The following is a 23522-nucleotide window of genomic DNA, read 5'->3' on the forward strand; positions in this document are numbered from 1 at the left end:
GGCTCTGAAGCACCTTCAAAATGCGCGATAGAGCATTACCAGGCCGAACAGGATTACCATCAATCCAGCCACCCTTCTGATACGGATATCCTTGAACCATCTGGCCAAAGACCCGGCCAAAATGCCCATGGCAAACAGATTTGGCAGGGTACCCAGGCCAAACGCCAGCATCAATCCAGCCCCCTGCAACACCCCACCGGCAGAAACGGTCCAGATCAACATGCTGTAGACCAGGCCACAGGGGATCCAGCCCCATACCAGGCCCAACACCCAGGCCTGGCCAGGTGTCTTGACCGGCAGAAGCTTGCGCGCAAAAGGCTCGATGCTCTTCCACAATCGACTGCCCAGGTGTTCGATTCTCGACAGACCCAACCACCATCCCCCAAGGTAGAGACCCAGCAGGATCATGAACAGGGAAGCGATCACCAGCAGGACCTGTTGTGCGGCATAGACGGGCACCAGTTGTGCCAACAGCACACCCAGGCCACCCATCAAGGCACCGGCGATAACATAGCTGGTGATACGGCCCAGGTTATAACCCAGCTGGTAGGGCAGCGTCTGCCCAAGCCGGTTGCGGATCGGCTCGGGTAGACCGAAGGTTAAAGCACCGACAATACCACCACACATACCGGCACAGTGGGCGCCCCCAAGTAATCCGACAACAAAGGCGGCCAGATAACTACCCTGTTCAACCATTCAGCTCACTCCTACAAAACATCGACCAACGCCTTTGAATCCAATCAATCCCACACATTGCCGCACCTCAAGCCGTTGACTCATCCGGTTTCGCATCGACAGCCGGTAAGTATCGCATAGCCAGCATAATCAGCACGATCACCGGGATACCCATCGATGCGGTGATCATGAAGAACGATGTATAACCGATATTGTCCACCATCAGACCCGAGAAACCGCCGATAAACTTCGGTAACAGCAGCATCACTGAACTGAACAGGGCGTACTGGGTTGCTGAATAGGAGGCATTGGTCAGACTCGACAGATAGGCAACAAAGGCAGCTGTCGCCAGACCGGCGCTTAAATTGTCCGCGGAGATTACCAGGGTCAGAAAAATCACGTTATGTCCCACACTGGCCATCCAGGCAAACAGCAAGTTGGTGGCTGCAGCCAGCACCCCACCCAACAGCAGTATCGGCATCACCTTGTATCGGGCTACCAGCATGCCGCCGGCAACCGCACCAATCAAAGTCATCGCAACCCCGAATACATTGACCACCAGAGCAACTTCACCTTTGCTGAAACCCAGGTCGACATAGAAAACACTTGAAATGACTCCAAGCACCACATCAGAGATCCGATATGTCGCGATCAGTGCCAGAATCAATACCGCCTGCCAATGATAGCGCCTGATGAAGTCGACGAATGGACTGACCACCGCATCGAACATCCACTCGGTAAATTGACGCAGCCGTCCCGGCATCCATTGTTGCTGCTCGATCAGCTTTTCAGCCTTGGCTTCCTGCGCCAAGGTGTCACGGTCAGGCTGCACATCCGGCTCGGCGATCAACAATACAGTAATCACACCAATTAACATCAACAACGCCATACAGAGATAGGCAACCGTCCAGGCATGTAATTGATAGCCACTCCCCTCCGGCGCAATCCAACCAGCTATACCCAGGGCTCCACCACCACTGACGATCATCGCCAACCGGTAACCAATCATATAATTGGCCGCCATATAACCCTGCAATTTGACCTCGGCGGATTCGATCCGATAGGCATCAATGGCGATATCCTGAGTGGCAGAGGCAAAAGCCACCAACAGGGCCAGCAGGGCAAAAGTGTAGACACCCTGCAAAGGATCGGAGAGTGCCAGACTGCAAAGCCCGAGAATCACCAGACCCTGGGCGAAAATCATCCAGCCTCTACGGCGCCCCAAGCGCCGGGTCAACCAGGGTAACTGCATACGATCCACCAGAGGCGCCCAAACCCATTTGAAACCATAGGCCAGCGCCACCCAGCTTAGGAAACCGATGGTTGAGCGGGCGATACCCGCCTCGCGCAGCCAAAAAGAGAGAGTTCCGAAAACCAGCAACAGGGGCAATCCGGCTGAGAAGCCGAGAAAGAGCATATTCCGTACACCCGGCTGCCAATAGATGGAGAGCGTTTGGCGCCAATCGGATAATTTGCCGGCGGTCATCACAGATACCTCTTATTCGTGGAAAGAGCAGCCATTATAGGCTGCTACCCGGATACTGTCTCATAACAGAGACTATTTTGAGAAAATCCGGGTTACCCCTGATTAGGGCCGGTTACCACTAATCCAATACGCCCGGTTGTGCCTGAAAAACTGCCAATCAAGGCGCGAGGCATGTAGTTTGGTTGTTCCAAATGAGTGACGAGTAACGCTTCGTGACGCTTCTTCAGGCGCAACCCCCATATTGATCTTAAAGAGGGGGCTGGGTCTGTTTTTGCGCCCAGCGGCGCGATCATTCACTCATGTAGCCGGGCTACACCACGCGCATTCCGCCTTGCTGGACTTAAAACAGTCCCAGCAGGGCGTATTGGATTAGTGGTAACAGGCCCTAGGGGATTAATAATGGGTTACAATGCGCACCTTGCTCAAAACAGGTATTCAATCATGCAGGATTATCAACGGGAATTTCTCGACTTCGCACTCGATGTCGAGGTACTGCGATTTGGTGAATTCACTCTGAAATCCGGTCGTGTCAGCCCCTATTTTTTCAATGCGGGTCTGTTCAACACCGGAGCCAGCCTGGCCAGATTGGGACGCTACTACGCCCAAGCCATTGTTGATTCCGGGATTGAATTCGATGTGCTCTACGGACCGGCCTACAAAGGCATTCCCCTGGCCGCAGTAACGGCAGCCGCCCTTTACGATCAGCACGGCCTGGACCTGCCCTACGCCTTCAACCGCAAAGAGGCAAAGGATCACGGTGAAGGGGGAGTCATCGTCGGACATCCCCTGGAAGGCAGAATCATGATCATTGATGACGTAATCTCGGCCGGTACCTCGGTACGTGAGTCTGTGGAGATCATCAAGCAGGAGCAGGCCACCCCAGCCGGTGTGGTGATTGCCCTGGACAGACAGGAGAGAGGACAGGGTGAGCGATCTGCCATTCAGGAGGTCGAAGCCGACTACGGCCTGCCGGTCAGCGCCATTGTCAGGCTTAAGCAGTTGATTGAGTATCTGCAACAGAAAGAGGACTCCGCAACGGACCTTGAGCGGATTCAGGCCTATCGCCAAACCTATGGTGTCTAGGGCGTGTTAACACTAATCCAATCGGCTCTAGTGGTGAATGGCACTTACTTAATCACTATTTGGTAGGGCATGGCCCCACCCTACTGTTGAATTCATGGTGTAGGGTGGGGCCATGCCCCACCAAAACCCTTTGATAAAACGAGATGCAATGAGTTTTAGTGCTTAAGTAAGTGCCTTTTCCCCAATGGCCGATCTCCTATAGTTACTCAGGATCTCTGGCAGCACCTCTGCCGGAGATGCCTGCAGACCTCATAGACACTTAACATCTAACCCACAATCAGTTTGATCCCCACCAGCAGGGTTACCGTTTCAAATCCACGTTTGATCCATCGGTTGCCTTTGGCAATCGACAGATGGGCACCGAGATAGCCGCCAATCAGTGAACCGACAATCAACACCGGTAACCACTGCCACCAGATCTCTCCCAGTATTCCCAGGGTGATGGCGCCGGCACCATTCCAGAACACACCCACCAGCACCAGCGTATGCGCTACGGCACGTCGGTAATCGAGCCCAAACCAGCGGACCAGCCAAAGGGTGACGAACAGGCCGGTACCCGAGGTGAGTGAGCCGTTCAGCACACCGATCAGAAACAGTCCCACGGCACCGTAGAGCATCCCCTTCCAGTCTCTATGAATAGCTCGATACTCCTGGCCCAGCTGGGGACTCATGAACGAATAGAAACTCAGACCCAGCGTCAGGATACCCAACGCCACCTCAGCGATCCGATCAGGTATCTGCAGAATCAGACTGGCGCCGATGATCACCCCGGGCAATCCGGCACCGAGCATAAAGATGACAAACTGCCGCTCCAATCCCCCTTCCCGCAAATGCCTTATGGTGGCGCCTATCCCAAGGGCCACTGAGGCCACTTTATGGGTCGCCAGGGCGATACCGAAGGGTAACCCAAGGAATATCAAGGCGGGCAATTGGACCAAGCCGGCACCGCCGCCGGAGAAGGCGGAAAAGAGATTTGCCAGAATAGAAATAGTTAAAAGGGTGAACTGTTCCACAAAGCAGCTATCTTAAGAGATGAGTCGAGCAGTATAATCGAAGTTGGTGTATATTCGATAAGTCAGAATTTTCAGTGGATATGGGTTTGAAAAATCTCAGTATTATTTTCTTCTTGTGCTTCAATCTGTCGCTCAGTTGTTACGCAGGAAAGCTCTACAAGTGGGTGGATGACGAAGGTCGCACCCACTACTCAGATAAGCTACCGCCCTCCGAGACTCATCGCGCAAGATCCCACCTGGACCAACAAGGTATCACCGTGAGAAAGGTGGATGCGGCGAAAACAGATGAGGAGATGAGGCAGGAACTGGAGCAGGAGCGTCTCAGAATCGAGCGTCAGCGGGTGCTGGAAAAGCAACAGGCGCTGGATCGTGTCCTGTTGAGAACTTTCCGTACGGAAGACGATATCATAATGACCCGTAACGGTCAGTTGCAGGCCGTGGATACTCATATTCGCGTCACCCAATCGAATGTCAAACGTCTCAAATCAACCCTCGATGATATGGAACAGTTTGCCGCTCAAAGAGAGCTGAGTGGTAAGCCGGTATCGAAAAAGATGCTGAAAGACATCAGTATCAAACGCCAGGCACTGCAGGATGCCTACAGTTCAATCATCGACCGTGAACACCATAAGAACCGCATTCGCCAATCCTTTGCCATGGATCTGAAACGCTTTCGCGAACTGAGAAAGCTCAACAGCACCACCAATCCTATCGAAGAAGCAGAGGATAGTTTCAATGATGCTCTGCAGAACGTCTTCAATTGTCAATCGGATATGGCGTGTAACAAGCCCTGGAGACTGGCCAAGCAATATCTTAAAAAGCACAGCACGACTGCCGTGAAGGTCGATGGTTCAAACATTGTCATCACCGCAGAACCGGTCAAAGAGGGTGACATCAGTATCTCAATGTCACGCATTGAGGACCCGAAAAAAGGTCATACCGTCATCTTCATGGATCTGCAGTGCAAAAAGGATCCCTCGCTGAAAATGGCCTGTGAAAAGACACCGGAAGTTATGCAGATAAAAGCAGGTTTCCAACAGGCACTGCTTCAGTAACCCCGGCTGTGATCTCCGCTTAGGCGGATAACACCTTCTTATTGGCGGTCGGAAGCGTTTTTCGGAAACAGGGTCGAGGCAAGCAGCGGCCACTGGGTCTGCCAATGCTGTAGCGGTGATATTTTGAAACGACTGCGCAGATACTGATGCATCAATCCCTCGGCCAAGCTTGTCATCATATTCGCAGAGATAGCGCTGTCCAGAGCGTATGGTCGACCTTCACTGCGCAGCTCACCCTCTCTCAGCACCTGTTTGAGCTGGGTTTCAAGGCGCTCGAAAAACTGTCCTACCCGGGACAACAGTCGCTCCGTCTCACCGACCAGCGCATCTCCCAGCAAAACCCGGGTTATGCCTGGATTGCGCTCAGAGAAGAGCAGCAGCAGATAGAGTATCTGGGCACATCGGGTTTCAGCATCGGCATGCTCCTGAAGGATCTGATTGATCCTTAAAAAGACACTCTCTTCAGCAAAATCGATCAACCCCTCGAACATCTTTGCCTTACTGGCAAAGTGGCGATAAAGCGCAGCTTCGGAAACGCCAACCGCCCGGCCAAGCGAGGCGGTTGTTATCCGGTCACCAGGGTTCTGTTCAAGCTCCCGGGCCAGCGCTTCAAGGATCAACTGCCGGCGGGGAACCTTGGTCTGCTTACTCATCAGCGGCGCCGAATCAATGTTCCCACGCCTTCGTCCGTGAACAGCTCAAGCAGTACCGCATGAGGAACGCGGCCATCAATGATATGTGAGGTCGAAACACCTGCCTTGACCGCTTCCAGGGCGGTTGTGATCTTCGGCAGCATCCCTCCATGAATGGTGCCATCCTCGATCAGCTCATCCACCCGCTCAGCAGACAGACCGGTAAGCAATCCCCCATCCTTATCGAGCAGACCCAGTGTATTGGTCAAAAGAATCAACTTCTCAGCCTGCAGTACCTCAGCCACTTTGCCGGCCACCAGATCCGCATTGATGTTGTAGGAGTGACCATCCTTGCCAATGCCAATCGGAGCTATAACAGGAATGAAGTCACCCTGCACCAGCATGTTCACCACACTGACGTCGATACTCTCAACCTCACCCACGTGGCCGATATCGATAATTTCCGGGACATCCAGCTCCGGGCCTCGGCGGCTGATTACCATCTTTTTCGCATGGATCAGGTCACCATCCTTGCCGGTCAATCCGACTGCAGAGCCTCCGGCTCGGTTGATCAGACTGACAATATCCTTGTTGACCAAGCCACCCAGCACCATCTCCACCACATCCATGGTCTCACTGTCAGTGACCCGCATACCCTCAATGAACTGCGAATCCTTACCCAATCGCTGCAGCAGGTTGCCGATCTGAGGGCCACCACCATGAACCACCACCGGATTGACACCCACCAGTTTCAACAACACAACATCCATCGCAAAACTGTTTTTCAACGCCTCATCAACCATGGCATTTCCGCCATACTTGATGACCAGGGTTTTACCGCTGAAACGCTGGATGTAGGGCAGAGCCGAGGTTAAAACATGGGCGACATTCTGCGCCTGATCGGTGGATAAACTCATCTTAAGGTGACTACTTTCTGAGGAAACCTAACAGTATGCCAAATAATCTAGCGTCTTACACATGATTAAAACGGTAATTCAAGCTGGGGATCAACTTTGTTGACCAACTCACGGAAGACCCCTTTGACCTCATCAAGCTCAGCCTCTGACTCCGCTTCAAATCGGAACAGCAAAGCCGGAGAGGTATTTGAAGCGCGCACCAATCCCCAACCCTGCTCAAATTCGGCCCTCAGACCATCGATCTTCACCATTCTGGCGTTGGGAATGTCCGGCAGCAGATCGAGGGCTTCCATCACCGTTTCCGCATGCCCCTCTTCGAGACGCACGACATATTCTGGTGTTGAAAGACTCTCCGGCAGCTCTGCGAACACCTCAGCACTGGTACGATAATCCAGTGAGAGAATCTCCAGCAATCTGGCCCCGGTATAGATGCCATCATCAAAACCGTACCAGCGTTCAGAGAAGATAATATGACCACTGTACTCACCGGCCAGCAGTGCATGGGTCTCCTTCATCTTGTGCTTGAGCATGGAGTGACCGCTCTTCCACATCAATGGCCGACCGCCATTCGAGAGCACGACATTCGCCAGGTGTCTTGTACATTTTACATCGTAGATGATGTCACCACCGGGCTCCCGGGTCAGCACATCGATCGCCAGATACATCAGCAGTCGGTCTGGCCAGATGATCTTTCCGGAAGAATCCACCAGTCCAATACGGTCACCATCGCCATCAAACGCAAGGCCCAATGCGGCCTGGTGATCGACCACCGCCTTCTGCAGGTCGGCCATGTTGTTTGGATCACCTGGATCAGGATGGTGATTGGGGAAGTCACCATCGATATCGCAGTAGAGTTCCACCACTTCACAACCAAGCTGACGATAGAGTTCCGGTGCAACCACCGACGCTGCGCCATTACCGCAGTCGACAACCACCTTTAGGGCCTGCCCCATGCGCACATCGGAGACCACCCGTTCGATGTAATCCTCGATGATATCCCTGGAATCGAAGCTACCCTCACCCACCAGCAGCTGATCCGCATCGATGCGACGGCGAAGCCCCTGGATAGCCTCGGTAGATGGACTCTCCCCGCTGATGATCATTTTCAATCCATTGTATTGAGAGGGGTTGTGGCTTCCGGTGACCATGGCGCCACACTCCGCGTCCAGCTCATTAACCGCAAAGTGCAGCAGGGGAGTCGGCACCAATCCCAGGTCGATCACATCCCGACCGCTACTCTGCAACCCCTGAATAAGGGCACTCTGCAACCTTTCACTGGAATTGCGGGCATCACGGCCCACCACCACGGCAGTATGGCCCCTTTCAAACACCTCGCTGCCAAATCCCTGACCCAGCCGGGCAACCACATCTTCTGAGAATGTCTCGCCAACCACACCGCGGATATCGTAGGCACGGAAGATCGTTGCGGAGATATCGACTTTGGGAGCCAGGGCTGTCGCTTCCGGTGCCGTCTCCACGGCTGGCAAACCCTCTTCGACAGAGATTCCCATTTCCGCTTGACCTGAGGTGGTTGCAGTCCGTGTAGCCCCCTTGCCAGCCTGATTGCTTCGATACTCCCGGATCTGATGCTCCATCACATCGAAGGTAGGCTGCAGATCGTTCAACAGAGCTGATTGAGATTTTGGCGGACGACCAACCACCAAGGCTTCAACCAGAGAAAGGATACTGGTCTGATCCGTTTTCAAAGCTTTGGTCATTCGCTGTGAGAGCATCATCAACAAAACAGCGGCCAGCAGGAACAGAATCGCTGCAGGTGCAGCCTGTATCCCTAATGCAACAGGATCCAATACTGTGCCGACGGAACCCCAGTAGGCAATCTGCCAGATACTGCCAGCGATCGATACCACCCCATCAGGTTGTGATTTTGATGTGGGAGTGCCCCCTTTGGCGGCGAGCATCAGTGGCGGTTTACCGGGAATCACCTGCTGCCATTCGATACGGCCGTTTAAGTTGCCCAATGAATCCAACAGACTCTGAATCTCCTGAGTGGGATAGGCCACGTGCAGGACACCTTTAATCTCTCCGGCCTGATCCCGGACCGAGGAGGCAACGGCAATATGTTGATGTGGGGTACCGAACTGGTGCAATTCCGCAGCCATGGCTTGGGAGCTGTTTTCGGCTTGTCTGAGTAACAACAGGGATGCATATCCCATATTCGGCGCTGAACTTGTGTCCGGCTCACTGAATCCCAACGGCAGCAAGCGAACCATTAGGGCGTCAGGCACCAGTTGCGCCAATCGTTGCTGTTCCAGGCTTAGATGCTGTGGATCGTCCAACTCGAGTGCGGCTGCGGTCATCTCCTGATTGGCCAGCCCGTTGATCAGATCGGTGCGCTGTTGGATATTTGCACTGAGCCCTCTCGCGAGAACTTCAGCAATGGTTTGAACCTGATGCTGCTGTTTTATCTGATTCGCGTTATCCATCAGGTAGAAGTTTGCCGCCCAACTGGCAGCAACAAGAACCAAGATCCCTAACACACCGATCGTCCAATAACCTTTTATTGAACGTCCACTTCCCTGTTTAGCCATCTGCTCCCCGTTGTTTTTAGAGAAAACCATATTTAACCCTGAATTCTATTCAGTACTGACCAGCGCTTACCTACTGGCATGATATTGTTCTGAAATCCGCTCTACGAGCTGCTTTGCCAGCTGATGCTTGGACATCATGGGCAGAACTTCCCGCCCCCCTTGCCACAGCAGCAACAGAGCATTCTGATCCGACTCGAAGCCACCTTCCTTTGTAGCAACCTGATTGGCTGCAATCAGATCCAATCCTTTGGCTTGTCGCTTCGCTTCGGCATAGGCTTCCACATTTTCTGTCTCAGCTGCAAAACCGACACAGAACGGAGCGCCATCGAGACCGGCCACCTCTGCGAGTATATCCGGATTCTTCACGAGTTCCAGTGTAACTAATTCCCTATCCTTCTTGATTTTTTCACTTGCGACCTGGCGAGGTCGATAATCTGCCACCGCAGCAACACCGATAAAGATATCCGCATCAGCGGCCCGGTTGATAACTTCCCGGCGCATCTCATCGGCTTGCTCCACATCGATGCGAGTAATACCCATCGGCGGCGACACCGTCGCCGGACCGCTGACCAGGGTGACCTCAGCCCCCTGCTCACTGAGTGCCTGTGCCAATGCAAAGCCCATCTTGCCTGAACTGCGGTTGCCAATAAATCGAACCGGATCAATGGGTTCGCGGGTAGATCCTGCAGTCATCAGAACCCGCACACCGGATAGAGTCCCTTGGGTGAAAAAGTGCTGAACCTGCTGCAACAACAACTCAGGCTCGACCATTCTGCCCGGCCCATTCTCACCACAGGCCTGATCCCCCTCGGCCGGTCCCCAGCAGATCACCCCTCGGGCACACAGCTTCTCAAGATTCTCCTGGGTTGCCCCATTCAGCCACATCTGATGATTCATCGCCGGTGCGATTGAAATGGGTGCCGTCGTCGCAAGGCAGAGGGTTGTCAGCAGATCATCGGCCTGCCCCGTGGCCAGCTTTGCCATGAAATTGGCCGTAGCAGGAGCCACCAACACCAAATCCGCCCAACGAGCCAGACTGATATGATCCATGGCCGATTCCTGCTCAGGATCCAGTAGTTCAGTATGAACCGGATGACCGGACAGGGCCTGAAAGGTCAGTGGTGTGACAAAACTCCTGGCGGCTGCGGTCATCACCACACGCACCTCGGCACCCTCTTTCAGTAATCCGCGCAACAGTACAGCACTTTTATAGGCTGCAATGCCTCCGGTAACCCCGAGGAGGATTTTTTTATTCTTGAGACAGCTCATCCCTTATGCCTAGACCATTTGCTCATTCCGACAAGATTACCCCATGCACCTGAAAATGTTAATAAATCCGTGTTATATAAGATATTAATGATGCACCTGCCGCGAAAAACCGGCTATTATCCCAACCCTGCTTCTACACAAAGACATGGAGGTCTGGATGCCCATCACCGACTGGCCCTGCGACGATCGCCCACGGGAAAAACTGCTTAACGGGGGCGCTGCAAGCCTATCCGACGCAGAACTGCTGGCGATATTTCTGCGCACCGGCATCAAAGGCTTCACAGCCGTGGATCTCGCCCGCAACCTGCTTGGTGAATTTGGTGGTCTTGGTGCGCTGCTGCGTGCCGACCAGAGCCGATTGTGCCGAGCCAAAGGGATGGGAGTGGCCAAATTTACCCAACTTCAGGCCTCCCTTGAGATCTCAAGACGATATCTTCATGAGCAACTGCAGCAGAACGACAGCCTGACCAATCCGCAACAGACACGCCACTACCTCCACAGCAAACTTCGTCACTATACCTATGAGGTCTTCGCCTGCCTGTTTCTGGATAACCGTCACCGGGTCATCTGCTATGAAGAGCTGTTTCGCGGTACGATCGATGGCGCCAGTGTGCATCCGCGCGAGGTGGTAAAAAGGGCACTGCAGCACAATGCTGCGGCACTGATTTTCGCCCACAACCACCCATCCGGCGTGGTCGAACCCAGTCAGGCCGACAGGGCCATTACCGATCAGCTGAAGAGCGCCCTGGCACTGGTGGATATCCGGGTGCTGGACCACTTCATTATCGGTGAAGGAATACCCACCTCACTGGCTGAACGGGGAATGATCTGAGTCGTTCGCCATCCCCGATACCTACCGCCCCACCCCAGTCCTGGGCTGGGGTACCTGAATTCGTACAACCCAGATCCGACAAATCATGGAATTCCCTTGCTTCAAAGCTGGCACTCTGATATAAATACGCGCCTTTCGCCCCCAGGGATAACCAAATTTTGAGGTTTTGACGATGTCAAAAGTCTGCCAAGTTACCGGAAAGCGCCCGGTTACGGGAAACAACGTTTCCCATGCGCACAATAAAACCAAGCGCCGTTTTCTCCCCAACCTGCATACGCATCGGTTCTGGGTCGAGAGTGAAAACCGCTGGGTTCGTCTGCGTCTCTCTTCCAAGGGTATGCGCATCATCGATAAAAAAGGCATCGACACGGTTCTCTCCGAGATTCGTGCCCGTGGCGAAAAAATCTGATCTGAGGAGCAATGAGTCATGCGTGATAAAATCAAACTTGTCTCGAGCGCCGGGACCGGACATTTCTACACCACAACCAAGAACAAGCGTAACCAGCCTGGCAAAATGGAGATCAAGAAATTTGATCCCAAGGTACGCAAACACGTGATGTACAAGGAGTCCAAGATCAAATAGATCTTGAGCAATCCCTGGAAAGAACCCGCCCTTCCGGCGGGTTTTTTTATGCCCCGATTGTTTTGGACCTGTTAACGCGGACCCGCTCAGCCCTGCTGCCGCTCCAACAACAGGTTTCCAGCCGGGTCCACCTCACAGCGCCAACCTCTTGCCAACCAGGTTGTGGAAGCCATCTCATTGATCAGCGCAGGCCCTTCAATCGATTGACCGAGGGCCAGTTCAGCCCGCTCGTAGCGGGGCACAGCGCCCTCTTCTCCAGGGAGATCCAACCACTCCCGCACCTCACCCATGACACTTGACTCAATCCGGGGCAACGCCATCTCGGCCCGGGCACCATGCAACGCCACTCTCAGGTTGACCAGCTCGACATCACCGCTCATTCGGTGACCGTAGCGAGACTCGTGCAGACGATGAAAATCCCGTTCCACCTGGGGCAGACTCTGCCACGCAACATTCAGGGTATAGGACTGCCCCAGATAGCGCAGATCCAGAGAGTATTCCACCTCGATTTCATCCTCACCAACCCCCTCCCTGATCAGATCCTCGCTGGCCTCAGCCGCCAACTGCTTGAGCGCCTGATTGATCGTGAGCTCGTCCAGGCTCTGAAGCACCCCCAGCTTGGTGCGGATCTGCTGCCGACCGGGTCGGGTGGCGAGCATACCCAGGGCTGAAAGCACCCCCGCACTCACCGGCACCAGCGCGCAGCTCATACCCAGCGCGTCGGCCAAGGCGCAAACATGCAGCCCCCCGGCACCACCAAATGAGACCAGCGTGTAGTGTCTCGGATCGACACCCCGCTGTACCGAGGTGACACGCAGAGCGTGGGCCATATGCTCATTGGCCACCCGCACAATCCCCTCTGCCACTGCGGTCAATGGCAGGGACATCTGTTCGGCCAGACGACCTACGGCCGCCTCTGCTGCCGGCCTTTGCAGTCTCATTCGACCGCCCAGAAAGGCATCCTCTCTCAACCGACCAAGCAACAGGTTGGCGTCGGTGACTGTCGCCTCCTCTCCTCCCCGGCCATAACAGGCCGGCCCGGGGTCCGCCCCGGCTGACTCCGGCCCCACCAATAACATGCCACCGGCATCCAGTCGGGCGATGGAGCCGCCACCGGCACCGATGGTATGCATATCGACCATCGGAACAGCCACCGGCCAGGGCCCGATCCGTCCCTCCCGGGTCAGTCGCGGTTGACCATCGATCAGCGCAACATCGGTGGAAGTGCCCCCCATATCCAGAGTCAAGAGTTGTGTCCTTGCCGATTCCGCCGCCACGAAACCGGCCCCCACCAGGCCGCCAGCCGGCCCCGACAACAACATCCGCACCGCCTGTCGTGCTGCCTGATCTGCCGCTATCGCCTCTCCGGAACTCTGCATCACCGACAGACGTACCCCGGGCAAAGCTTCATTGAGACGCTTCAGGTAGCCCGCCACAAGGGGACCAACCCAACTGTTCAGCCAGGTGGCAATACCACGTTCATACTCACCGCTGGCAGGCAGCACTTCCGATGACCGGGAACAGAAGAGCTGTTCCGGCACCAGCTGCTCAATCATTCGTTCAAACCGATCATCAAGAAAACTGAACAGCAGATTAATCGCCACCGCCTGGGGATCCAAGCGCTGGATTTCCGCTTTCAGTCGGGCCAGGTCCTGCTCGCTGAGGGCTTCGACCACTTCCCCATCCGCACCCAGCCGCCCGCCAGTCTCGACACAGAGCTCAGCTGGCACCGGAGACTGCTTGGCTTCAGGTTGCAGGTTATAGAGCTCTGTACGGGCCTGGCGCCCGATGGTCAGCAGATCGGCCAACCCCCGGTTACCGATATAGAGGGTGCGAACCCCTTTCCCCTCCAAGGCCGCATTGGTGGCAACGGTGGAGCCATGAATCAGGATCAGCTTCAAGGGTTCCAGGTTCAGTTCGCGGATACCCTGAAGGATCGCCTGTTCAGGAGCCTGCGGGGTGGAGAGCACCTTGTGTGTTTCGATCTGCTCACCTCTGAGCAGAACAAAATCGGTAAAGGTACCGCCGGTATCGACCCCCAGCATGAGTGGCGCAGCACTGTTTGAAACCTGACTTGTCATCAACTAACCTGAATCGGGAAATTATTCTGAGTGGCGAAGTGTACCCGCCGAATGCAACTCATTGAAACACTACTGTTAAAAAGCTCTCAGGCGTCCGGCAATCCGTTCAACTTAGCCAATTAACGCTTTGCAACTTGGGCAGGCGAATCTCTAGCTGGGTATTTGCCCCGGACCTGATGAAAAATGCGCAATGGTTCTTGTCCCACCCCTTGCATAGTGGGCCAAGAGTGTTATGTTTGGCCGGAGCCAATTCGGCTATTAACCCGGTGACTGAGCTCCAACTGGCGCGAATAATCTCTCTTCAATCAATCGAATATGCTGAACCTGCTGACAACCAACCAGTTATCCAGAAGCTTTCATCAAGAGCAGATTGTGCAGCCCCTCGACCTTCAGCTCAGCCGGGGAGACATACTGGGTCTGCTGGGTCCGAACGGTGCGGGTAAATCGACCATCATGCGGATGATTTGCGGGGATCTTGCACCCAGTAGCGGCGATGTGGAAATCTGCGGCTTCGATCTGCTTGAGCAACCGCAGCAGGCCAAGCGCAACATCGGTTACCTGCCTGAACGCCCGCCGCTCCACCCGGACCAGACCGTGGATGAGTTTTTGACAGACTGCGCCTACCTGCATGGGCTGAAAAGAGCTCAGATCGGCGAAGCCAGATCAATGGCAAAAACACATTGTGGCCTGGAGCAGAGTGGCAGACGGCTGATCCGCAAGCTGTCAAAAGGTTACCAGCAACGGGTTGGCCTGGCTCAAGCGATCATCCACGACCCACAGCTGCTGATTCTTGATGAACCCTCCGATGGATTGGATCCGGGTCAGATACGTCAACTGAGGGAGCTGATCAAAGCGCTGGCAGCAGACAAGGCGGTGATACTCTCCAGCCATATTCTGTCAGAGATCCAGGCCACCTGTAACCGGGTGGTTATCCTGCAGCAGGGCAAGACCGTATACAATGGGGATATCACCCCAGCCGAACAGACCTGCTATCGCCTGGGTTTGGAACAGAACCCCCTGGAGTCGGAAATCGCGGCATTGCCGGCCATCGCCACAGCGGAACAGCTGCATACCGACTATTTTCTGATCACGCTGGAGCCTGGCTACCGACCCAATGAGTGTCTTGAGCAACTGCTTGGCCGTGGCTGGCAGGTGTGCGAGTTGTCACCCGCCTCCAGAAGCCTGGAGCAGCTGTTTCTGCAAGCCACCACCGGAGGTCTGCAGTGAGCCTCTCTCTGGCCTGGATAGAGTGGCGGCGACTGATGCGAACTCCGTTCGCCTGGGGCACATTGGCACTCTGCCTCTGCCTGCTGAGCTGGCAGTTTCTCGGCACTCTTGAGTCATTCAGCGGCATGCAGACAGCTCACCGGGAGCTGGGACTCAGCCACCATTTAAGTCTGCAGCTCTACGGTCTTGCAGCGGTATTGATTCTGCTGATCACGCCGATTCTGACCGCCCGTCTCTTCAGTGAGACATTCCGCAACGGCAGCTATGCACTGCTGAGCAGTGCCCCGCTCTCAAATCTGTCCATATTGACCGGTAAATTCATTGCGGTGGTCGGATATCTCAGCATGCTGGTGTTGATCCCCCTGCTGCTCTGCCTGACCCTCTCCTCAGGAACAGATCTCGATCTGGGGCTGCTGTTGGCCGCCACCCTTGGCCTGCTACTGCTCAGCGGCACTTTTACCGGTATCGGCCTCTACTTCTCCGCTCTGAGCGAAAACCCGGGTATTGCCGCAGCGGCCAGCTACGGCATGCTGATGTTGCTCTCCCTGCTCGATCAACATACCCAGGCCAGCAGTTTCATTCACTGGCTGGCCTGGCCCTCACACTATCTCGATCTGCAGCTGGGGCTGGTTCGTCTCAGTGATATCGCCTATTTCCTGCTGCTCACCCTGTTCTTTCTCGGGCTGGCCCTGCACCGACTCGATAGAAGACGGAGAGGATAATGGGCTGGCTCAGAATCGGATTCAACGATCTGCTCTTTTACCTGATGATGCTGGTGATTCTGGTTCTGCTGGCCTGGCTGAGTGGCCGCTATGATAACCAGTGGGACTGGACACACCAGGGCAGCAACAGCCTGAGCCCGGTCAGTATCGATATCGTACAACGTATCCCCGGTCCGCTGACAGTCACCGCCTATGTACCGGAAACGGCCAAAATCCGTGATCAGCTGACTCGCTTCATGGCCCGCTATCAGCATCTGAAACCCGATATCGAGCTCTCCCTTATCGATCCCTTGCGCCATCCGGATCAGACCCGCCGCCAGGGCATCAGTCTTTCCGGTGAAGTGGTGCTCAACTACAACAATCGGGAAGAGCGGATTCAACAGTTGGATGAGGAGCAGTTCACCAACGCCCTGCTGCGACTCTCGCAAACCCATACCCGCTGGATCGCCGGACTCACCGGCCATGGTGAGCGGGATCTGCTCGGAAGGGCCAATCATGACCTGGGAGATTTCGGTAACGCCCTCAAGCAGCAGGGGTATCAGGTCATCAACATCGACCTGGCAACCACCCCAACGCCACCGGACAATACCGCCCTACTGATCATCCCCTCACCTCAGAGACCCCTGCTGGAAGTGGAAATTGTCCGCTTGAGAGCCTATGCAGCCGAGGGGGGCAATCTGCTGTTGCTGAGTGAACCGGAGAGCCGAATCGGAGACTCACTGATGCGCCAGCTGACGGGCATCAAACAGTTACCGGGAACCATTGTCGACGCCAACGTCAAAGAGCTGGGGATCGACAACCCGGCGATTGCACTGGTTCCCAGATACCCGGATCACAAGGCCACCCGGGCATTCAATCTGCTGACCCTGTTCCCCCAGGCCGCCGCCCTGGCGATACCCGAACAGAGTATGTGGTCGGTGGTGCCGCTGCTGAAGACCCTGGATAAGAGCTGGAATGAAACCGGCGCCCTGCAGGGGGAGATCGAGCGAAACCCACTCGCCGGCGAAGAGGCGGGGCCATTGACACTGGGCGTGGCGCTGACCCGACTGGTCAACCGGCAGCAACAACGCATCATGGTGATTGGCGATGGTGATTTTCTATCCAACAGTTTTCTCAGCAATGCGGGCAACCAGGATCTGGGATTGACCCTGAGCCGCTGGCTGGTGGGCGATGACAAACTGGTCGGCATCCCGGTCAAACAGGCCAACGACCGGGAATTACACCTGTCGAATCTGGCCATTGGGGTGATTGGCATCGGCACACTGATTGTTGCACCACTGCTACTGCTGCTGTTTGGCGGCTTGATGGTGTGGCGTCGTAACCGGGCCTGAGGCATAGTAGCCGTCCATGTCCCATAAGCTGCGTCTTAATCTGATCCTGATGGTGGTTATCGGCCTGCTGGCCGTGCTGGTATGGCAATCCCAGCCTGAACCCATGGCACCACTCAGCCAACTTGCCCCAGCAGAGATCCGCAATATCACCATCCTTTCCGGGACAAACAGCTTGACCATGAGACTTGAGCAAGACCAATGGTTGATTGACGATCGACCGGGACTCACCTCACGCATTGAGCAACTACTGACGATCAGTCAGACCGCCAGTCTCAAACAATTTCCCGCCCCACCGGACCTCACACCTTTCGGCCTGGATAATCCCGGAATCGTGCTGCTGCTCGACCAGGCGCGTTTTTCCTTCGGTGATATCGACCCACTCAATGGCTGGCGCTACGTACTATACAATGGGGTGATTCACCTGATCGGCAATGGCTACCACCACCATCTGACAGCACCTTTAGAGGCCTGGTTGGCGCAACCCGATGCCTGAACTGCCTGAAGTCGAGACCACCTGCCGGGGGATTGCACCGCACATTACCGGGAAAAAGGTGAAACAGGTGGTGATTCGCCAGCCCCGTCTGCGCTGGCCGATACCCATCGATCTGCCCCAGCAACTGAAAGGCCGCAAACTGCTCAATGTATCCCGGCGGGGTAAGTATCTGCTGCTGGCCTTCCACCACGGCACCCTGATCATCCATCTGGGCATGTCCGGCAGTCTGAGGATCCTCCCCCCCGATTGCACCGTTCAAAAACACGACCATTTCGATCTCCAGGTAAGCGGTGGCAAACTGCTCAGGCTGAGAGACCCAAGACGCTTCGGCGCGGTACTGTGGACCGACCACCCCCCCTCCCAGCACCCCCTGATCGCTCAGCTGGGGCCTGAGCCACTGGAGGAGAGTTTCAACACCGCCTATCTGCACGAACAGGGGCAACATCGGCGGGTGACCATTAAACAGTTGATTATGGACAGCAAGATTGTGGTTGGGGTGGGGAATATCTATGCCAGCGAATCCCTGTTCAAATCGGCCATACACCCCACCAGACCGAGCAATAGAATCGCCGAATCCCGCTATGGGAAGCTGGTCGAGGCGATCAAAGAGACCCTGACCGCAGCAATCGCTCAGGGCGGTACCACGCTGCGGGATTTCCAGCGGGAGGATGGCAATCCGGGCTATTTCGCCCAGCAGCTCCAAGTGTATGGCAAGACCGATCAAGCCTGTCCCAGATGCGCCTCGCCGATCCGCCAGAAAACCATCGCACAACGCTCCACATTCTATTGCGCGACATGCCAGCGTTGAGCGTCCCCATTGATTTATCCTGACCACTCATCTAGCATGCGCTGGTTTGTTTCAACCGACACCAGCTATGGATATTAAAGCTCTACGCCAACTCATCGCCGACGACATGGATGCTGTAGACAAGCTGATCATTCAACAGCTGAAGTCCGATGTGGTGCTGATCAATCAGATTGGCGCCTATATCGTCCATAGTGGTGGCAAGCGCCTGCGCCCGATGATCGTGCTCCTGGCAGCACGGGCCTGTGGCTATGATGCCGCCCAGCATATCAACCTGGCTGCCATCATCGAATTCATCCATACCGCGACCCTGCTGCACGATGATGTGGTGGATGGCTCCGATCTACGCCGCAACCGGGAGACAGCCAATGCGGTCTGGGGCAACGAAGCCAGCGTACTGGTCGGGGATTTTCTCTACTCCCGCTCCTTCGAAATGATGGTGGAAGTCGGTCAGATGCCGGTGATGGATATCCTCTCTCATGCCACCAACCGAATCGCTGAAGGTGAAGTGCTGCAGTTGCTGAATGTGCACAATCCAGAAACCAGCGAAGCTGAGTACATGGAAGTGATCAAGCGTAAAACCGCCACCCTGTTCGAGGCCGGATCCCGTCTGGGCGGCGTGGTGGCTGAAATATCGGAGCAACAGCAGCAGGCATTGGCCGACTACGGCCTTCATCTGGGGATTGCCTTCCAGCTGGTGGATGACGCCCTGGACTATCACTCAAGTAATGAAGAGATCGGCAAGAACGTCGGTGACGATCTGGCTGAGGGTAAACCCACCCTGCCCCTGATCCAGGCCATGAAAAAGTCGGATCAGCAGCAGCGCCAACGGCTGGCCACAATCATCGAAAATGGTGGCCTGGATGAGATCGATTTCGTTCTGCAGGCGATACACAGCAGTGATGCAATCACCTACACCCAGCAGCTTGCCCAACAACATGCCGAGCAGGCCAAACAGGCACTGAAACTTTTACCTGACAGCGACTACCGTCAGGCACTGGCGGATCTTGCCGATTACTCTGTCGCCAGAACCCATTGAACCGGCCTATCGATTCCGCTAACATCAGCTGTTCGCCGTATCGGTTTGATAACCGATCGGATCAAGCATCGGGGTGTAGCTCAGCCTGGTAGAGCACTGTCTTCGGGAGGCAGGGGCCGGAGGTTACAATTAACCTCACAATCAAATAGTTACACTCACTCAAGAACCTCACTGTATCAATCCTGTATCAGTTGAGGTGATCAAATGGCGACCATCACAAAGCGATCAAACCGTTATCGGGTTCTGATTCGCAAACAAAACTTTCCCACAATCTGTAAAACCTTTTCCGACAAGTCTACAGCTCTGACATTTGCCAAAGATGTTGAAGCAAAGATGGAACGAGGGTTGTTTGTGGATGCATCAGCTGCAGAAAAAACAACCTTGAATGAACTCCTTGATAGTTATTCAAAAACAATCCTGCCAAGTAAAAAAGGCAAGGAGATTGAACTAATCAGGATTAATACTCTACGAACTGCTCTAGGTCATTACACACTGAGCCAATTGCAGCCTCATGTAGTCACTAAGTACAGAGATAAACGCCTGGAATCGATCCAGTCAGGTACAACGAGAAGAGAACTCAGTTTACTTTCCACTATCCTGAATACAGCTGAAACAGACTTCAACATTCACCTCCCTAAGGGAAATCCAGTTTCAAAAATCAGATTACCCAAGGAATCCAAAGGCAGATCCAGAAGATTAGATAGACAGGAGGAATACAAGCTCCTTTTAGCCTTGAAAAACACTATAGTCCGAGGGTTAGTCGAATTAGCTCTTGAAACAGCTCTACGTCGATCTGAGATCCTAAGAATCACTAGATTTGATATCTCATTCTCTTCTAGAACACTCTATATACCAAATAGTAAAACAGATACACCTCGACGTATTCCACTCAGTAAGAAGGCAACCAAGATACTTCATTCAAGACTGAGCAAGGTAAAGGATGGTTACCTATGGAATATTAAGGCACATTCAGTAAGCACGGCTTTCAGAAGAGCCTGTAAACGAGCTGGTATCGATGACTTGAGGTTCCACGACCTGCGCCACGAAGCCACATCCCGACTCTTTGAAAAAGGTCTATCCATAATGGAAGTGAGTTCCATAACCGGGCATCAGGACCTGAGAATGTTGAAACGATACACACACATTAGACCTGAGAGCTTAGTGAAAAAGCTTGAGTAGTTTGGTTGTTATACGTGATACAAACCACACTTAACAACACCCTTAAATTACCCATGATAACAGTTGGTTATGATGATCACTGTTATACCCACTGGGCAGGGACCAGGGTGGGGCTGTATATGCATGTATATAGAAGCCGAATAATTTTTCTTAAGTTTTTAATTGTATTATTTTTGAATCTGAGGAATTTACGAAGTAATCTAATAATTAAGTGTCGATTAATTTAACAGACTTTTCTGATAGGTTTTTATAATACTTTGATTTTGATAGAAATATTGTTTTGGTTTAGTTTTTGCTTGAGCATTAACACAAAAGGAAAAAATAGACATACTGTTAATAAAATGTTTACACATACAGTTTTTCAATTTATCTGACGAAGTGTTTAACAAACAATCTCTTCAATATTGCAGACAATACGTACCTAAATGGATTTTTAAATGGAATCATATTCAACTAAATTTCGATTGTTTTTGTTTTTGTCAATCGCATGGTTTGTGATCGTCATTTTAGCTGTTTCAGTAAACGATAAAAGCTATTGGGATATACCAGACTATGCAATACGAATCTTAATCTTTACAAGCCCAGTTTGGATATTTTGGTCGATCACATGGATTTGGCCATCAATATTTAATAGTTTTTTTACGCACAAATCCAATTCTAAAGATTTAAAGAAATGGATTTATGTTGAAGAGTCAGTAGCACAAACACATGAGTACTATGGAATTTCTGGATGGGCTTTTTTAATTGTCCTTGGGCTGTTGCTATCGCCAGCTAAGATTTTAATTGAATTTTATGCGGAAGATATTATTGTATCCGATTTTGCTCATATTAATGGGATAGTAGCACTATACAGAATAGAGGAAATCACCAATTGGTTGTTGGCATGTTTTTGCTTACTTACCTTGTATTACCTAATAAAACACAAACCTGAATTTCAAAAATTATATCTGATTCTCATGCTCTCATTTATACTTCTTCCAATTGTTGATACGTTTGCTGTTATTTCTGTTTTTAAGAACGCAGATATAAATTTGACAGTTGATGATTTATACACTAGCCAAGAAATATCGAGACAAATTGCTGCATCTATTACGAGTCTATTTTGGATTATATATGTTTACAAATCTAAAAGAATAAACATTACCACTCGAAAAAGACTCAAAAGGAAACACATGCAGATGTTAAAAAGCCGGGTGAAAGTTGCCTAATACAATATTATAAAGCTTTATATGTAAATCTGTGGTCTAAATCACTGAATGATTTTAACTATATAGGAACTTAATTATGGGCAATCTATTTTACTTACTAGGGGTTCTCTTAGCAGGTTATACCGGTTACAGTGGCTTTGATTGGTATTACATCTTTATTTCTTCCTTGATAATGACAGTAGGTTTTTTTATTGTACGCTCCTCTCAAATACAAGGGATCATTTCTAATGATGGTGTATTTGCATTACCTAAACTACTAATTATACAAATCGTTATATATTCAATCATCACAACACCAATTTTTTTTATTGGCGCTTTATTTAGCTAATTTTAATTTATATCAAAAGAGTAACGATGGAACTATACCACTTAGCATCAAGCGATTTTTTAAGAAGTATTATTTTCAAACACACAACCTAAAGTTTAGGTTATGTATAGATATTGACAATCACAAGTTATACTTCGATAATTCTTATTTGTTGCCTTCAGAAACCATATAAATATAATTAAGAAAATAGATATACATTTTCGCTACAAATGATCATCATAAATTATTTTATAATTAGATATATAAGTAATCAAACATTACTAATAGACAAACAATAGACAATAAGACTTCTGATATGAAAATATTAATTTTTACTGCTTGATGTCACATATAATAATAATTAGAAAAGATGCATTATGTAATCAACACTTTAACCTTTTAAATATCTGGAACCTTGTATAAAGCAGTTTAGTCTCGGATTGCAACCTGCATATTGATACCATGGCTGACAGAAAAGTAAAATTTATTTTATTTTTAGATTTTGATGGCGTTACTCACCCTATTACAAATAGCGTTCCGTCAAATTTAGATGAACTACGACGGTTTGGTCTATATGGAGATGGCCCATATTTTAGGAAAGATAACGTCCTACAAGTTAACCGATTGATACACAAATTAGATGCTAGTGTTGTTATAACAAGCACATGGAGATTAGACTTTGGTTGGAAGCCTTTTAAGAATCTATTTCTAGGTCGAGTCATAGGACAAACACCAGAGATAGATTTTAGTGCTCGATATAAAGAGATACAGATATATCTAGAAAAGAATAAATATCAAGATAGATCATGGCTTGCTCTAGACGACAATCCATCTCTATATCCAGTGAATACGCCATCTCATATAACTAACGGAAACGTTGGCTTAACTACTCTAGAGGTTAATAATTTAATGGTAGTGTCAAAAGTCTTTCGCACTTTTCATTGGCGGTGTCTCGTTGATCAAGCAGTCAATTGATTTTCCAGTTGCTGTTTTTCCAGTGGCACCATATTCAGATACCTGCGCAGTCCCCACTTGG

The 23522-nt window shown here is 52.1% G+C and carries 23 protein-coding genes; 15 read left to right on the plus strand and 8 right to left on the minus strand.

Annotated features, from left to right (window positions below; translation table 11 throughout):
• Positions 1-15 precede the first annotated feature (15 nt).
• Together AC4IE8_RS05780 and AC4IE8_RS05785 are read right to left on the minus strand one after the other, a co-directional pair.
• A complete protein-coding gene (locus AC4IE8_RS05780; RefSeq protein WP_068990047.1) occupies positions 16-696 on the minus strand; it encodes a sulfite exporter TauE/SafE family protein in 681 nt (226 codons plus the stop codon).
• A gap of 67 nt (positions 697-763) precedes the next feature.
• Complete coding sequence (locus AC4IE8_RS05785; protein ID WP_490790533.1) at positions 764-2161, minus strand: AmpG family muropeptide MFS transporter; 1398 nt, start codon at positions 2159-2161, stop codon at positions 764-766.
• Positions 2162-2602: 441 nt separating this feature from the next.
• Between AC4IE8_RS05785 and pyrE the strand changes: the two genes are divergently transcribed.
• The gene (gene pyrE / locus AC4IE8_RS05790) at positions 2603-3244 is read left to right on the plus strand and encodes an orotate phosphoribosyltransferase (RefSeq protein WP_490790534.1); all 642 of its coding nucleotides are present in this window, start codon (positions 2603-2605) and stop codon (positions 3242-3244) included.
• A 266-nt stretch (positions 3245-3510) separates the two neighbouring features.
• Here the strand turns inward: pyrE and AC4IE8_RS05795 are convergent, their stop codons facing one another.
• Complete coding sequence (locus AC4IE8_RS05795) at positions 3511-4257, minus strand: sulfite exporter TauE/SafE family protein (RefSeq protein ID WP_068990036.1); 747 nt, start codon at positions 4255-4257, stop codon at positions 3511-3513.
• An 86-nt stretch (positions 4258-4343) separates the two neighbouring features.
• Between AC4IE8_RS05795 and AC4IE8_RS05800 the strand changes: the two genes are divergently transcribed.
• Positions 4344-5312 (plus strand): DUF4124 domain-containing protein, encoded by a 969-nt coding sequence (locus AC4IE8_RS05800; protein WP_490790535.1) that lies wholly within the window; start codon positions 4344-4346, stop codon positions 5310-5312.
• A 38-nt stretch (positions 5313-5350) separates the two neighbouring features.
• On the opposite strand, the gene slmA is transcribed toward AC4IE8_RS05800, so the two are convergent.
• From slmA to coaBC, 4 genes are all read right to left on the minus strand, one after another.
• Complete coding sequence (slmA, locus tag AC4IE8_RS05805) at positions 5351-5965, minus strand: nucleoid occlusion factor SlmA (protein ID WP_068990030.1); 615 nt, start codon at positions 5963-5965, stop codon at positions 5351-5353.
• Complete coding sequence (gene argB / locus AC4IE8_RS05810) at positions 5965-6861, minus strand: acetylglutamate kinase (RefSeq protein ID WP_068990027.1); 897 nt, start codon at positions 6859-6861, stop codon at positions 5965-5967. The genes slmA and argB overlap by 1 nt, the downstream gene beginning before the upstream one ends.
• Before the next feature lie 65 nt (positions 6862-6926).
• Entirely contained in the window at positions 6927-9440 is a 2514-nt protein-coding gene (locus AC4IE8_RS05815) for a phosphomannomutase/phosphoglucomutase (protein ID WP_068990021.1), read from the minus strand.
• A gap of 36 nt (positions 9441-9476) precedes the next feature.
• Complete coding sequence (coaBC, locus tag AC4IE8_RS05820) at positions 9477-10679, minus strand: bifunctional phosphopantothenoylcysteine decarboxylase/phosphopantothenate--cysteine ligase CoaBC (protein ID WP_068990019.1); 1203 nt, start codon at positions 10677-10679, stop codon at positions 9477-9479.
• Between the two features lie 157 nt (positions 10680-10836).
• Here coaBC and radC point away from each other — a divergent pair, with 157 nt between their 5' ends.
• The 3 genes from radC (at position 10837) to rpmG (ending at position 12094) form a co-directional block, all read left to right on the plus strand.
• Positions 10837-11511 (plus strand): RadC family protein, encoded by a 675-nt coding sequence (gene radC / locus AC4IE8_RS05825; RefSeq protein WP_490790536.1) that lies wholly within the window; start codon positions 10837-10839, stop codon positions 11509-11511.
• A gap of 172 nt (positions 11512-11683) precedes the next feature.
• The gene (gene rpmB, locus AC4IE8_RS05830) at positions 11684-11920 is read left to right on the plus strand and encodes a 50S ribosomal protein L28 (RefSeq protein WP_068990018.1); all 237 of its coding nucleotides are present in this window, start codon (positions 11684-11686) and stop codon (positions 11918-11920) included.
• 18 nt (positions 11921-11938) lie between these two features.
• On the plus strand, positions 11939-12094 hold the full coding sequence (gene rpmG / locus AC4IE8_RS05835) for a 50S ribosomal protein L33 (RefSeq protein ID WP_068990016.1): 156 nt from the start codon (positions 11939-11941) through the stop codon (positions 12092-12094).
• A gap of 86 nt (positions 12095-12180) precedes the next feature.
• Here rpmG and AC4IE8_RS05840 read toward each other — a convergent pair whose 3' ends face one another.
• On the minus strand, positions 12181-14175 hold the full coding sequence (locus tag AC4IE8_RS05840; protein WP_083226005.1) for a hydantoinase/oxoprolinase family protein: 1995 nt from the start codon (positions 14173-14175) through the stop codon (positions 12181-12183).
• A 315-nt stretch (positions 14176-14490) separates the two neighbouring features.
• On the opposite strand from AC4IE8_RS05840, the gene AC4IE8_RS05845 reads away from it, so the two are divergent.
• The 10 genes from AC4IE8_RS05845 (at position 14491) to AC4IE8_RS05890 (ending at position 23461) form a co-directional block, all read left to right on the plus strand.
• Complete coding sequence (locus tag AC4IE8_RS05845) at positions 14491-15402, plus strand: ABC transporter ATP-binding protein (protein WP_490790537.1); 912 nt, start codon at positions 14491-14493, stop codon at positions 15400-15402.
• Positions 15399-16124: an ABC transporter permease gene (locus AC4IE8_RS05850; protein WP_068990010.1), complete on the plus strand. Its 726-nt coding sequence runs from the start codon at positions 15399-15401 to the stop codon at positions 16122-16124. Before AC4IE8_RS05845 ends, AC4IE8_RS05850 begins: the two co-directional genes overlap by 4 nt.
• On the plus strand, positions 16124-17455 hold the full coding sequence (locus AC4IE8_RS05855) for a GldG family protein (protein WP_490790538.1): 1332 nt from the start codon (positions 16124-16126) through the stop codon (positions 17453-17455). Before AC4IE8_RS05850 ends, AC4IE8_RS05855 begins: the two co-directional genes overlap by 1 nt.
• A gap of 16 nt (positions 17456-17471) precedes the next feature.
• Complete coding sequence (locus AC4IE8_RS05860) at positions 17472-17948, plus strand: hypothetical protein (protein WP_490790539.1); 477 nt, start codon at positions 17472-17474, stop codon at positions 17946-17948.
• Positions 17941-18756 (plus strand): bifunctional DNA-formamidopyrimidine glycosylase/DNA-(apurinic or apyrimidinic site) lyase, encoded by an 816-nt coding sequence (gene mutM / locus AC4IE8_RS05865; RefSeq protein WP_490790540.1) that lies wholly within the window; start codon positions 17941-17943, stop codon positions 18754-18756. Before AC4IE8_RS05860 ends, mutM begins: the two co-directional genes overlap by 8 nt.
• 67 nt (positions 18757-18823) lie before the next feature.
• Positions 18824-19792, plus strand: coding sequence for a polyprenyl synthetase family protein (locus AC4IE8_RS05870; protein WP_068990002.1), 969 nt, complete (start codon positions 18824-18826; stop codon positions 19790-19792).
• A gap of 204 nt (positions 19793-19996) precedes the next feature.
• Positions 19997-20971 carry a site-specific integrase gene (locus tag AC4IE8_RS05875; protein WP_490790541.1) on the plus strand — a complete coding sequence of 325 codons (975 nt, stop codon included), beginning with the start codon at positions 19997-19999 and terminating at the stop codon, positions 20969-20971.
• Between the two features lie 437 nt (positions 20972-21408).
• On the plus strand, positions 21409-22179 hold the full coding sequence (locus AC4IE8_RS05880) for a DUF2569 family protein (RefSeq protein ID WP_490790542.1): 771 nt from the start codon (positions 21409-21411) through the stop codon (positions 22177-22179).
• A 76-nt stretch (positions 22180-22255) separates the two neighbouring features.
• On the plus strand, positions 22256-22507 hold the full coding sequence (locus AC4IE8_RS05885) for a hypothetical protein (protein ID WP_490790543.1): 252 nt from the start codon (positions 22256-22258) through the stop codon (positions 22505-22507).
• Between the two features lie 441 nt (positions 22508-22948).
• Positions 22949-23461 (plus strand): HAD domain-containing protein, encoded by a 513-nt coding sequence (locus AC4IE8_RS05890; RefSeq protein ID WP_490790544.1) that lies wholly within the window; start codon positions 22949-22951, stop codon positions 23459-23461.
• Positions 23462-23522: the final 61 nt, after the last annotated feature.

The sequence above is a fragment of the Candidatus Thiodiazotropha sp. AKAK2 genome, assembly GCF_058244685.1.